Raw genomic sequence first — 12,873 nt, 5'->3', positions numbered from 1 at the left:
AACCGTCCGATACAAAACGGGCTGCACCATGAGCCGCTGGCGACCACGGGCCGCTGCGGGCAGAGCCTCAGTCGCCTCTCAGGTGTTCGTCCTCTTCCTGTTTGGCTTTGCAGTTGATGCACAGCCGCGTCACAGGACGGGCCTTGAGCCGCGGAATACTGATGTCGTCACCGCAATCTTCGCAGATGCCATACGTTCCGTCATCGATACGTGTCAGCGCTGCCTGGATTTTGCGTATAAGGCGGCGCTCCCGGTCACGGATGCGCAGGGTAAAGGCGCGATCAGACTCTGCTGTGGCCCTGTCGGCAGGGTCAGCAAAAACTTCATTGCTGTCGGTAAGTTCTTCAATGGTGCTGTCGCCCTTTTGCTGGGCTTCTTCAAGCATCTCTGAAAGAAGTTTGCGAAAATATTCCAAGTCCTTATGATCCATGTAATCCTCCGGCGGACGCCGCTGGGGGCGTAAACACAAACTATTAACGCAATGGATACATATATCTTCAAGCCCTATCTTTGTAAAGCAGACCCAATACCTTTATTGACGCCTTTCGCAGTATGGCGGCAGCTTATTCCGCATCTTCCGGGCCGGGCTTGTGTTTGCCATGCAGTGTCGCGGCAAGGCGATCCTTCGCTTCGGCCCTGATAACAGCCTTCACATCGTCCCAGAGCGCTTCGCCCCAGGCTTCTCCAAGGCGTTGCGGCGTCACGTCCATCTCAAAGGCCGCGTCGCCCTCGGCCTGCCCCTGCCGCGCACGCACAGCCACAGGGCCGCCCGCTGCCACGGCCTTGGGCGCATAGGAGGCCGCATGGGCCGCCGCGCTCTCAAGCACGTGACGGGGCCAGTCCGCGCCGCTGCGGGCCAGAGCCATGGGCCCGGCCAGGTCACGCAGGCGCAGCAGCATGTCGTCAGGCTGCATGGCTGCGGCCAGCTTGTCGTTGTCCGCGCTGTTGCGGCCTATGCAGAGCCAGTAATGATTGTCGCCGTCGTGATGCCAGAACTGGCGGCCAAGATTGGCCAGGGTAAAATCCCTGTCGCCAGCCTCAGGCAGCAAGGTGAGGACAGTCCAGTACCGGCGCGCGTTTTCTTTTTCCGTCAGGCGGCAGCCGCCGCCTGGGGTGGGAATGTCCGTAACGCCCAGTTCCGCCGCCAGATCGAGCTGATCACGGCGGCCCCGGCCAGAAATGCCCAGCAGGCGCGTGCGATCCACAAGGCCGCTTTCTTCCATCTGCGTCACCGGCAAATGCGTGGCGCAGAGGGGCCGCAGCAAAATACCGCTGACGCCCGCATCACGCATGATAAGGTGCAGCGTGTCGCGTCGCTGCGACATGGGCCGCTGCCCCAGCACCTCGCCCGTGGCGAGCCCCTTGGCCCCGACGGATTCCATATACAGGCGCGCCTTGCGCAAGAGCAGTATCTTGCAGTCCACGCAGGGGTTCATGACCTTGCCGAAGCCGTGTTCCGGCCGCTGGCGCAGCATTTGCGCAAATTCTTCGCCCACGTCCTGACTCACGATGTCCAGTCCATAGACCTTGCGCCAGTAGGGCACGGCCTTGGCAGAGCCGAAAAAGGGCGTGATAAAATGGATGCAGCGGACGGTAAGTCCCTGCTGTTCCAGTACCTTGGCTGCCAGGATGCTGTCCAGGCCGCCGGAAAAAAGCACGATGATGTCTGGCTGATTGCTCATGACCGCGCTTGTATGCCAGACAAGCCGCACTGCGCAAGAGGCGGACAGGGGAAATTTCTTGCCAGACGCATTATCAAGAATTATAGTTAACAATACGCACCCACCAAAGTACACCACGGTTGCGGATACATTTCTCCACGCGTACGGCGCGCCCGCCAGGCCAGTTTACGGACGAAATACGTTAACTGGCCTGCAAGGATTTTTCTAAAATCCTTGCCACGAAATGCGAGCAGGCAGGCTTTTGCCTGCCGTACATGAGCATTTCACGTGTTAGAGCAATTTCGCTTTGAAATTGCTCTGCTGACGCGAAGGCGGCAGCCGCCACGAAGTGGCGTGGATTCTGGCGAAAACCGCGCTTTTCGCCAGAATGATGCGTTGAAACATGGAGTGTTTCAAAAGCAAAATGCTCTAAAGGCTCTATGTCCCGCCGCAGCGTGACGACTTACCGAGCCGCTGGCGCAAGGGCATTTGCCTTGCGACCGGGCCTTTGCTATAATGATGCGCTTGAAGATATCTTTACACGGAGCATAAAAGCTATGGCCAAAAAACCGGCCCTGAGCCCTGAAGACGCGCGCGCGGAAGCCCTGGGCACCGCCCTTGCCACCATTGAACGCAAATACGGCAAGGGCGCTGTCATGAAGCTTTCTGACGACGCTCACGTGAATATACCTGTTATCCCTACAGGTTCCATCGGCCTTGACCTGGCCCTGGGCGTGGGCGGCATACCGCGTGGCCGCATATCGGAAATTTTCGGCCCCGAATCTTCGGGCAAAACCACCCTTACCCTGCATATCATTGCCGAGTGCCAGCGCATGGGCGGCACCTGCGCCTTTGTTGACGCCGAACACGCGCTGGACGTGGCTTACGCCAAGCGCCTTGGCGTCAATACTGACGAACTGCTCATCTCGCAGCCAGACTACGGCGAACAGGCCCTGGACATTGCCGACATGCTGGTGCGCTCCGGCGCTGTAGACCTTGTGGTGGTCGACTCCGTGGCGGCCCTCATCCCGCAGGCCGAACTTGAAGGCGATATGGGCGAAACCCAGGTGGGCGGGCATGCCCGGCTCATGTCGCACGCCATGCGCCGCCTCACGGGCACCATCCACAAGTCCCGCACCTCGGTCATCTTCATCAACCAGATACGCATGAAGATCGGCGTCACGGGCTACGGCAGCCCCGAGACCACCACAGGCGGCAACGCGCTGAAGTTCTACTCGTCCGTGCGCCTGGACATCCGCCGCATACAGACCCTCAAGGACAAGGAAGAATCCTTCGGCTCCCGCACCAGGGTCAAGGTGGTCAAAAACAAGGTTGCGCCGCCCTTCCGCAGCGCGATTTTCGACATTCTTTACGGCCAGGGCATCTCGCGTTCCGGCGAACTGCTCGATCTTGGCATTGAGGCCAAAATCATCGACCAGAGTGGGTCATGGTTTGCCTTTGGCTCCGAAAAGCTGGGCCAGGGCCGTGAAAAAGTGCGCGCCCTGCTGGACGAAAACATCGACCTGCGCAACCAGATAGAAGCCAAGGTTGTGGAATTTCTGGGCCTGCACCCCAAGGAATTCACACCCACAGCCGAAGATCAGGATGAGGGGCTGGACCCCGTCTCCGCTGACGATTAAGCAAACGCTGATGTATTTCGTTTGGCGGTGTTGCTTCACTTTTTTTGAAACAGTCGAGGACGAAAAAGTCCACTCCTGCTGCAAAAAAAGAGCGCGCCTTGCCAAAGGAAATACCTGCGCGTTTACAGGAAGCTCTTAAACAGTGCTTCCTTAACACTGTCCGGCAGGACAGCCCGCACAATTGTGGCCTGCCCGCCCGTGACCGTGATCACTTACGGCAATGACCAGTTCGGCCCCCGCCTTGCAAGGGCGGGGGTCACACCGAGCAGCCTTCATCAGGAGCCCCTATGCTCACCGCTAAAGAAATACGCCGCCGCTATCTTGAGTTTTTTCACCGTCACCAGCACGAAATCGTCGCTTCCGGACCCATTATTCCGCCCAACGATCCTTCGCTGCTTTTTGCCAACTCCGGCATGGTGCAGTTCAAAAAACTCTTTCTTGGCGAAGAAAAGCGCTCCTACTCACGCGCAACCACCTGCCAGAAATGCCTGCGCGTTTCGGGCAAGCATAACGACCTTGAAAACGTGGGCCGCACCGCGCGCCACCACACGTTCTTCGAGATGCTCGGCAACTTTTCCTTTGGCGACTATTTCAAGCGCGAGGCCATCACCTGGGCATGGGATTTCGTGACCAAGGAACTGGAACTCTCCAAGGACAAACTGTGGGTCACTGTCTTTCGTGAAGACGATGAGGCCGCGGATCTCTGGGCCGAAATCGCCCAGTTGCCCGCCGAGCGCATCGTGCGCATGGGCGAAAAGGACAACTTCTGGACCATGGGTGATACCGGCCCCTGCGGCCCCTGTTCCGAAATTTACGTGGACCAGGGCGAAGACATGTCCTGCGGCCCGGACTGCGGCATCGGCGTGTGCGACTGCGACCGCTTTCTTGAAATCTGGAACCTCGTGTTCACCCAGTTCGACCAGAGCGCCGACGGCACCCGCACCCTTCTGGCCAATCCCAACATCGACACGGGCATGGGTCTTGAGCGCATGGCCGCCGTTGCCCAGGGCAAACGCTCCAACTTTGACTGCGACCTGTTCCAGGACATTATCCAGTTCGCGGCGGGCCTTGCGGGCGTGAAGTACAGCTTCAGCGCCCCTGACACCAATGATGTGGACACGGCCCTGCGCGTCATTGCCGACCACAGCCGCTCAGCCGCCTTCCTCATTGCGGGCGGCGTGCTGCCCTCCAATGAAAACCGGGGCTACGTGCTGCGCCGCCTCATCCGCCGCGCCCTGCGCTTCGCCACCCTCATGGGCGTCAACGAACCCTTCATGCACAAGGTGGCCCGCAAGGTCACCGAGGTTATGGGCGACGCCTATCCCGAACTGGTGGAAAGCGCCGACTTCATCGACCGCGCCGTGTTCGAGGAAGAACAGCGCTTCTCCCTGACGCTCAAGAAAGGCCTGGATCTGCTTGACGAAGAACTGGCCTCCCTCAAGGCGCAGGGCGTGACGCTCATTCCCGGCGATTTCTGCTTCAAGCTGTACGACACCTACGGCTTCCCCCTGGACATCGTGACCGACGTGGCCGAAAAGCGCGGCTTCAGCGCCGACGCCCAGGGCTTTGAAAAATACATGCAGGAGCAGCGCCAGCGCGCCCGCGAACACCAGAAAAAGGGCGGGCTGCTCGGCCAGGGCGACAATGGGGACAATCCCTTTAAAGCCCTTGCTGACGGCGGCGCGCAAAGCCGCTTTGTGGGCTATGACGGCCTGACGGCCCAAAGCGCCGTCACCGTGCTGCTCAATGCCTCCGGCCAGCCCGTGGACGTGCTTGGCGAGGGCGAGAGCGGCTACGCCGTTACCGAGGCCACGCCTTTCTACGGCGAGGGCGGCGGTCAGGCAGGCGACACGGGCCTCATGAGCGCCACCTCCGGCGAGGCCAGGGTCATCACCACCCACAAGCCCGCGCCCCAGTTGCTGGTGCATGAAGTCGAGATCACCAGGGGCGAACTGCTGCAAGGCAAGGAAGTGCGCCTGGCGGTGGACCCCGATGAACGCAAGGCCACTGCCCGCAATCACACTTGCACCCATCTGCTGCACGCGGCCCTGCGCCGGGTGCTGGGCACGCACGTCAAGCAGGCCGGTTCCCTGGTGGACGGCAGCCGCCTGCGCTTTGACTTTTCACACATCGCGGCCATGACGCCAGAAGAACTTGCCGCTGTTGAACGTCAGGTCAATGCCGCCATCATGGCCGACCTTGAGGTTTCCGCCAAAGAAATGAACATGAACGACGCGGTGGCCTCAGGGGCCATGGCGCTCTTTAATGAAAAATATGGCTACATTGTGCGCGTGCTCACAGTTTCGGGCGCTGAAACGTGCGACCCTGAGTCCGTAGAACTGTGCGGCGGGACGCATCTGTCCCGCACGGGTGAAGCCGGGGGCTTTCTCATTGTGAGCGAAAGCGGCGTTGCCGCCGGTACCCGCCGCATTGAGGCCGTCACAGGCTGGAACGCATACGGACATGCCGTGGAGCAGCGCGCTGAACTGGACGGTCTTTCCGCCCTGCTCAAGGCCAGGCCCGGCCAGCTTGCCGAACGCGTGCAGGCCCTGTACGCCGAGGTAAAAAAGCTGCGCAAAGCCTCGGAAAAAGCCTCGGCCGCTCCGACTTCCGGCGCGGAGCTGGCTGCCCGAGCCCAGGATGTCAACGGCGTGCGCCTGTTGGCCGCCCGGCTGGACAATGTGCCCGTCAAGGCCCTGCGTGAAGTTATGGACGACGTACGCTCGCGCCTTTCTGAAAATGCGGTGGCCTGCCTCGCCACGGTGGAAGAAGGCAAGGTGGGCATGCTTATTTATGTCTCCAAGGATCTGCATGGCAGATTTACGGCGCCCGCCCTTATCAAGCCTGTGGCCGCACCCTGCGGCGGCGCTGGCGGCGGCAGGCCGGATCTGGCCCAGGCGGGCGGCACTCAGCCCGAAGGTCTGGACGAGGCCTTTGCCATACTGAAAAAATGCATCGAACAATAAGGATCGTGTGATGATTGGCATTTCCAAGTTGTACTGCGACCAGGTGGAGCCTTCGGACGCGCTGCGTTATGGCCGTGAATCCGGCAAGCTGCCTTCGCACCTGCTGCAGTTTTCCAAGGATAAAAAACCCGTGGTGGTCTGGAACATGACCCAGCGTTGCAACCTCAAGTGTGTGCACTGCTATGCCCACGCCATCGAGGTTGACGGATCGGACGACATCAGTACCGATCAGGCCAAGACCATGATCGATGATCTGGCCGCCTACGGCGCGCCCGTCATGCTTTTTTCCGGCGGCGAACCCCTGGTGCGCAAGGATCTCGTTGAACTGGCCAGCCACGCCACCTCACGTGGCATGCGCGCGGTCATTTCCACCAACGGCACTCTCATCACCAAGGAAAAGGCACGCGAACTCAAGGCCGTGGGCCTTTCGTACGTGGGCATCTCCCTGGACGGCATGGAAGAAATACACGACAAATTCCGCGCCGTGCCCGGCGCTTTTCGCAAGGCGCTGGAAGGCATCACCAACTGTCAGGCCGAGGGCCTCAAGGTGGGGCTGCGCCTGACCATCAACAAGCGCAATGCCAGTGAAATCCCCGGCATCTTCCGCCTGCTCAAGGATATGGAAATCCCCCGCGCCTGTTTTTACCACCTTGTCTACTCCGGCCGTGGCTCGGAGCTGATCAAGGAAGACCTGGATCATGCGGAAACCCGCCAGGTGCTGGATCTCATCATGGACGAGACCCGCGCCCTGTTCGACGCGGGCAAGGGCAAGGAAATCCTCACCGTGGACAACCATGCCGACGGCCCCTACGTGTGGATGCGCCTCAAGCGCGAGAACCCCAAGCGCGCCGAAGAAGTGTTTGAACTGCTTCAGTACAACGAGGGCAACAGCTCCGGCCGGGGCATAGGCTGTATTTCCTGGGACGGCAAGGTCCACGCCGACCAGTTCTGGCGCAACCATGTGCTCGGCAACGTGCTGGAGCGTCCCTTCTCGCAGATATGGGACGACCCCTCCATCGAACTCTTGCACAAGCTCAAGGACAAGAAGGCCCACGTCACGGGGCGCTGCGCCAAGTGCCAGTTCCTGAACATCTGTGGCGGCAACTTCCGCGCCCGCGCCGAAGCCTATTATGACGACATCTGGGCTCCGGACCCGGCCTGTTACCTGACTGACGAAGAAATCGGCATCAAGTAGCCTGCGCCAAGCATTTTGCTGACCGTAGTGAACTTGGCGGCGCGCCCCGGGTACGTAGACGCCTACGCTCCGTGCAGGCGCGCCGCCTGTTTATTTGACAGCAAGGACACATCCCTGCGAGCATTTCAGGCGTGAACTGTTCAGGCGTGAACTCCACGCCGTACAAGTTGTGGCGTGCGGCGGCAGCGTAGCGGCAATGGCAAGGTGGACTGCGACAGGATCCCTTTTTGCCTGAAATATCCGCCAGCCCGCTGCGCAAACCACGATACGCCACTGAAAATACGACGCGCCCCGTCAAAGCCGCGCCGCAGCAATCCCTACAGGCTGGCACAACAAAGGCCAGCACAAAGGACAACAGTCATGACAGCATTCCATCGCGGCCGCCGTTTGCGTTCCACCCCCGAACTCCGCACCCTGGTGCGCGAAACCGCGCCCCTGCTTGTGGAAGACCTTATCCAGCCCTATTTTGTGGTTGAGACCGAAGACCGCGACTTCCGCAAAGAGATAGGCTCCATGCCAGGCCAGTTCCAGTTGAGCCTCGGCGAGCTGGAAAAACAGGTGGAGCGGGCCGTGGATACGGGCCTGCATTCCGTCATTCTTTTCGGCATTCCCGCCGTCAAGGACGCAAAAGCCTGCGGGGCCTACGCCGACGACGGCATTGTGCAGGAGGCCGTGCGCCTGCTCAAAAGCCGCTGGCCCAAACTTTTTGTCATTACCGACGTGTGCCTGTGCGAATACATGAGCCACGGGCACTGCGGCATCCTGACGCCCGAAGGCGTGGTGCGCAATGACGCCACCCTGCCCCTGCTGGCGCAGACGGCGGTGAGCCATGTGCGCGCCGGAGCCGACATGGTGGCCCCCTCCGACATGATGGACGGCCGCGTGGCCGCCATCCGCCAAGCGCTGGACGACGCTGGTTTCACGGGCACGCCCCTCATGTCCTATGCGGTCAAATACGCTTCCGCCTATTACGGGCCTTTCCGCGAGGCCGCCGAAAGCGCGCCCTCAAGCGGGGACCGCAAGTCCTACCAGATGGACCCGGCCAACGCCCGCGAAGCGCTGCGTGAAGCCTACGCCGACCTTGATGAAGGCGCGGACGCCCTCATCGTCAAGCCCGCCGGGCCCTACGCCGACATCATACGCCTTGTGCGCGACCATGTGGACGTGCCGCTCTGCGCCTATCAGGTCAGCGGCGAATACTCGATGATACGCGCCGCAGGCATCAACGGCTGGGTGGACGAGCGCGCCGTCATGCTTGAATCCCTCACAGGCCTCAAGCGCGCGGGCGCAGACACCATCATCACCTACTTTACCGAAACCCTGCTGGCGCAAAAGCTGGCACGGTAAGGCTGAAAAATAATGAGCAACCATTCGCACCACGCCGGGGGCCATCCCGGCGGCATGCCCGGCAGCGCGGGCAACCCCATCAGCGGACACCCCGGTCAGGCTGGCGAACACGCTGGCGGGCATCCAGCCCATCCCGGCGGACATCCGGGACACCCCGGCGGACATCCTGGGGGACATCCCGGCGGGCATCCCGGCGGGCATCCCGGTCAGGCGGGCATGAGCGCCCCCCTGCGCACCCTTGAAGACGGCAGCCCTGCCTGCCGCCTCATCGCCTGGGAAGTCACGCGCTCCTGTAATCTCGCCTGTCAGCACTGCCGTGCCGAAGCCCACCCGGAACCCTATCCCGGCGAGCTTTCCACGGTGGAAGCCAAGGCGCTTATCGACACCTTCCCGCAGGTGGGCAATCCCATCATCATCTTTACGGGCGGCGATCCCATGATGCGGCCCGACGTGTACGAGCTTGTGGCCTATGCCCACAGCAAGGGCCTGCCCTGCGCCTTTTCGCCCAATGGCACCCTGATCACCCCCGAGACCGCGCAAAAGATCAAGGATGCAGGCGTCAACCGCTGCTCCATCTCCATTGACGGCGCGGACGCGGCCAGTCACGATCTGTTCCGTGGCGTGCCCGGCGCGTTCGAGGCCTCCATGCGCGGCATCGAGTACCTCAAGGCCGCAGGCGTGCCTTTTCAGATCAACACCACGGTCACGCGCAACAACCTTACCAGTTTCAAAAAGATATTCGAACTGTGCGAGCGCATCGGCGCGGCGGCCTGGCATATCTTTTTGCTGGTGCCCATGGGCCGTGCGGCCGGCCTTGCCGATCAGGTCATCACCGCCGAAGAATATGAAGAAGTGCTGCACTGGCTGTACGACTTCCGCAAGACCACCACGATGCACCTCAAGGCCACCTGCGCGCCGCACTACTACCGCATCATGCGCCAGCGCGCCAAGGAAGAGGGCATCAGCGTCACGCCCGACAACTTCGGCATGGACGCCGTCACACGCGGCTGTCTTGGCGGCATCGGCTTCTGTTTCATCAGCCATGTGGGCCAGGTGCAGCCCTGCGGCTATCTTGAACTCAACTGCGGCAATGTGCGCGAAACGCCCTTTCCCCAGATATGGCGCGAGAGCAAGTACTTTTTGCAGTTCCGCGACCAGTCCTGTTACACGGGCAAATGCGGCGAATGCGAGTTCCACAAGGTCTGCGGCGGCTGCCGCGCGCGGGCGCACAGCATGGACGGCGACCACATGGGCGAGGAACCGCTGTGTACCTATATTCCGGCCAAGACGCGCAAAAAGGAAAAGTCATGACCACCCAAGCCCACACCGCAGAACCCTCGGCCAAGCACAAAGATTCGGCCCTGAAGAATTCGGCCCTGAAGGATTCTGCACAGATGGACAGCCTGGACAGACAACTGCTCGACATCATCCAGACGGACTTTCCCCTGTGCCCCCGGCCCTACGCCGAACTGGGCCAGCGCCTGGGCATCGCTGAGCAGGAGGCCTTCGACAGGGTACGCGCCCTCAAGGCCAGCAAGATCATCCGGCGGCTCGGGGCCAACTTTCAGTCGGCCAAGCTCGGCTTCGTGTCCACCCTGTGCGCCGCCAAAGTGCCGCAAGACAAGATGGAAGCCTTTGTGGCCGACGTCAACGCCAAGCCCGGCGTGACCCACAACTACCTGCGCGAACACGACTACAACATCTGGTTCACGCTTATCAGCCCCTCACGCGAAGAAGCGCAGGCCACCCTGGATGGCATAACCCAATGCACGGGCATACCCATTCTCAACCTGCCCGCCACCAAATTGTTCAAAATCCGCGTGGACTTTCGCATGGACGGCGGCGACTAACGTTCGGTCGCATTGCGTTGAAATGCTTTTGTGGGGAGAAAAGCTTTGTGGGGGAGGGACCCTTTTGCAAAAGGGTCTCCTCCCCCACGCCCCCACCCCCTAAAACCTTTACTGAATTTACTGCGTAACTTTGAAAAAGGTTACATACTTTAGAGCCGCGAAATTTTTTTCTTTTGGCCCATACGCGAAGAGCGCGCCCAATCGGCGCGCTCTTTGTGTTTTTGCTGCACAGCCTTTGGCAACCCCTGTTTTCAAGGGGCATGGCAGCTCATTATGATGCGCAACAACCTGGATCAGCTACCTCTTTTTATTCGTAACCGGCTCTAAAACCACAGCATAAACAAGTCCGGCAAAGCAACTGCGCGGGCATCTCACGCCCCCGCCAGCGCGATCCGCGCCTTGCCTCCACTACCGCCAGGTCAGCCGCCAAGCTGGCCGCCACGGCATGGCAACGCAAAACCGCCCTGCGCAAAATGTGGATTTATCCATACGCTCCGGCCTATTGCCATGTACGCCCAACTTTAGTACACCTGCAGGAAAGACACTGTTTAGTAATTATCTATACAAAATCCAGAATCTGCCCCTTCGAATACATCCGCGAAAAGCCGTATCTACCGAATGGGCAAAAACGGAAAAAAGCTGGGCCACTACCTGGCTCTCCCCGCCCTTGCAAAAAAGTGCTTTTCAGTGCCCAACGACTGAGGTATTCCCAAAGCTTCAGACACGTTCTTTGCGTACTGGAGCAGAGTAACCTTTGAGAATGTACATTCTCAAAGGTTAAGGCACGCTCACTTTGGCGTTTAACCGCGCAGACAAGCTGCGCTTACGCCTCCGTAGCGAACGTCTGCTCACGCAGCCGTCAGAGCAATGTAAAAGTTACATTGCTCTAGCCAGCGAGCAAGGCCGGTTTCGTCTGCCCGCTTACTTGAAAGTCCGTTTCCTGCGCCACAGCCCAAGGATTGCCCATGACCCGCTTCTTCCCTCGCCTGAAGTACAGCGCGCTTTTGTCCAGCCTGCCACTTTTTTTCATTGTCCTGTGCATGGCGCTGCTGCGCCCCGGCACGGCCCTCAGCGCCCCGGCCATCCCCCAGCACGTTTCCCTCGGAACCTGCTCGGCCATTCTGTACGACCTGGATCACGACGCCATACTTTTTGAGCAGAACGCCGATCAGCACATTGCCCCGGCTTCGCTGACAAAGGTGCTCTCGATGTTCCTGGCCATGGATCAGATCCGCCAGGGGACGGTCAGTCTTGACAGCCCCGTCATCGTCAGCCGGGCTGCCGCACGTACGGGCGGTTCGCGCATGGGCCTCAGTGAAAAGGACAACGTGACCCTAGAGCAGTTGCTCATGGGCATGGCCGTGTCCTCCGGCAACGACGCCAGCGCGGCCGTGGCGGAATTTGTGGGAGGCTCCACCCCGGCATTCGTCAACATGATGAACGCCAAGGCCCAGGCCCTCGGCATGCGCGACAGCCAGTTCCGTAATCCCCACGGGCTGCCCGCCGCCGGGCAGTACACCACAGCCCGCGATATGCTGACACTGGCCCGCGCCTACCTGCAGACCTACCCCGACGCCCTGCGCTTTCACAATACCCACGTCATAAACCACAAGGGCCGGGTCACCTGGAACAAAAACCCCCTGCTCGGCCAGTACCCCGGCGCGGACGGTCTTAAAACCGGATGGGTCAATGCTTCGGGCTACAACCTCATTTTCACTGCCAGCCACGGCTCCAAACGCCTGCTGGCTGTTATTATGGGCGCGCCGGATTCCCGCACGCGCGGTGTGGAAGCCTTTCGCCTGCTGGACGCCGGGTTCCAGGTTTGCGACAATCGTGCAGCCTCGGTAGTGGCGGCCCTTGATTGCCTGCCCGCCGATCAGTACAGGCCGGACATGCGCAAAACCGCCCGTGAAGCCCGACTCACCTACGCCAGTGCCGAAGATGCGCCCGTCAAAAAGCTCAGCAAGGGCAAAGCGCAGGCCAGCAAGCCCAAACAGACGGCCAAGAGCAAAACCCCGCCCAAAAAGAAAGAAGCCGCCAAGGCTGGCGTCAAACAGAAGAGCGCGCCAGATCAGGCCGCAAGGCGTGCGGCGGACAGGGCAAGCTAGCGCACGGCCTGGTCATATTTAAGAAAGCACGCATTAAAGAGCCTTCTGGAAACGCGCAGTTATTTTGTTTGGCAAGGCGCGATCTTTTTTTGAAGCAGGAGTGGAC

At 60.5% G+C, this 12,873-nt stretch carries 9 protein-coding genes; 7 read left to right on the top strand and 2 right to left on the bottom strand.

Going from position 1 to position 12,873, the window contains the following annotated elements; translation table 11 throughout:
• Nucleotides 1-67: 67 nt before the first annotated feature.
• Together dksA and RBR41_RS07090 are read right to left on the bottom strand one after the other, a co-directional pair.
• Nucleotides 68-430: an RNA polymerase-binding protein DksA gene (gene dksA / locus RBR41_RS07095; protein WP_179980589.1), complete on the bottom strand. Its 363-nt coding sequence runs from the start codon at nt 428-430 to the stop codon at nt 68-70.
• Between the two features lie 133 nt (nt 431-563).
• Nucleotides 564-1,682, bottom strand: a complete 1,119-nt coding sequence (locus RBR41_RS07090; protein WP_320351886.1) for a tRNA(5-methylaminomethyl-2-thiouridylate) methyltransferase — start codon at nt 1,680-1,682, stop codon at nt 564-566.
• 536 nt (nt 1,683-2,218) lie between these two features.
• Here RBR41_RS07090 and recA point away from each other — a divergent pair.
• The 7 genes from recA (at nt 2,219) to RBR41_RS07055 (ending at nt 12,767) form a co-directional block, all read left to right on the top strand.
• Entirely contained in the window at nt 2,219-3,301 is a 1,083-nt protein-coding gene (gene recA / locus RBR41_RS07085; RefSeq protein WP_320351885.1) for a recombinase RecA, read from the top strand.
• A 287-nt stretch (nt 3,302-3,588) separates the two neighbouring features.
• On the top strand, nt 3,589-6,267 hold the full coding sequence (gene alaS / locus RBR41_RS07080) for an alanine--tRNA ligase (protein WP_320351884.1): 2,679 nt from the start codon (nt 3,589-3,591) through the stop codon (nt 6,265-6,267).
• 10 nt (nt 6,268-6,277) lie between these two features.
• Complete coding sequence (gene ahbC, locus RBR41_RS07075) at nt 6,278-7,462, top strand: 12,18-didecarboxysiroheme deacetylase (RefSeq protein ID WP_320351883.1); 1,185 nt, start codon at nt 6,278-6,280, stop codon at nt 7,460-7,462.
• A 360-nt stretch (nt 7,463-7,822) separates the two neighbouring features.
• Nucleotides 7,823-8,809, top strand: a complete 987-nt coding sequence (gene hemB / locus RBR41_RS07070; RefSeq protein WP_320351882.1) for a porphobilinogen synthase — start codon at nt 7,823-7,825, stop codon at nt 8,807-8,809.
• A 12-nt stretch (nt 8,810-8,821) separates the two neighbouring features.
• Nucleotides 8,822-10,120 carry a heme b synthase gene (ahbD, locus tag RBR41_RS07065; protein WP_413785138.1) on the top strand — a complete coding sequence of 433 codons (1,299 nt, stop codon included), beginning with the start codon at nt 8,822-8,824 and terminating at the stop codon, nt 10,118-10,120.
• 83 nt (nt 10,121-10,203) lie between these two features.
• Nucleotides 10,204-10,659 carry an AsnC family transcriptional regulator gene (locus RBR41_RS07060; RefSeq protein ID WP_320351986.1) on the top strand — a complete coding sequence of 152 codons (456 nt, stop codon included), beginning with the start codon at nt 10,204-10,206 and terminating at the stop codon, nt 10,657-10,659.
• A gap of 965 nt (nt 10,660-11,624) precedes the next feature.
• The gene (locus RBR41_RS07055) at nt 11,625-12,767 is read left to right on the top strand and encodes a D-alanyl-D-alanine carboxypeptidase family protein (RefSeq protein WP_320351881.1); all 1,143 of its coding nucleotides are present in this window, start codon (nt 11,625-11,627) and stop codon (nt 12,765-12,767) included.
• The last annotated feature ends 106 nt before the right edge of the window (nt 12,768-12,873 follow it).

It is taken from the genome of Desulfovibrio sp. (assembly GCF_034006445.1).
Taxonomy (GTDB): Bacteria; Desulfobacterota; Desulfovibrionia; order Desulfovibrionales; family Desulfovibrionaceae; genus Desulfovibrio.
Note: the sequence above shows the minus strand (reverse complement) of the source record. Positions and strands in the feature narration are given on the sequence as shown.

Excerpts from the sequence above, each read along its gene's own strand:
- dksA (WP_179980589.1), bottom strand. The coding sequence starts at position 430 with ATGGATCATAAGGACTTGGAATATTTTCGCAAACTTCTTTCAGAGATG.
- RBR41_RS07090 (WP_320351886.1), bottom strand. The coding sequence starts at position 1,682 with ATGAGCAATCAGCCAGACATCATCGTGCTTTTTTCCGGCGGCCTGGAC.
- recA (WP_320351885.1), top strand. The coding sequence starts at position 2,219 with ATGGCCAAAAAACCGGCCCTGAGCCCTGAAGACGCGCGCGCGGAAGCC.
- alaS (WP_320351884.1), top strand. The coding sequence starts at position 3,589 with ATGCTCACCGCTAAAGAAATACGCCGCCGCTATCTTGAGTTTTTTCAC.
- ahbC (WP_320351883.1), top strand. The coding sequence starts at position 6,278 with ATGATTGGCATTTCCAAGTTGTACTGCGACCAGGTGGAGCCTTCGGAC.
- hemB (WP_320351882.1), top strand. The coding sequence starts at position 7,823 with ATGACAGCATTCCATCGCGGCCGCCGTTTGCGTTCCACCCCCGAACTC.
- ahbD (WP_413785138.1), top strand. The coding sequence starts at position 8,822 with ATGAGCAACCATTCGCACCACGCCGGGGGCCATCCCGGCGGCATGCCC.
- RBR41_RS07060 (WP_320351986.1), top strand. The coding sequence starts at position 10,204 with ATGGACAGCCTGGACAGACAACTGCTCGACATCATCCAGACGGACTTT.
- RBR41_RS07055 (WP_320351881.1), top strand. The coding sequence starts at position 11,625 with ATGACCCGCTTCTTCCCTCGCCTGAAGTACAGCGCGCTTTTGTCCAGC.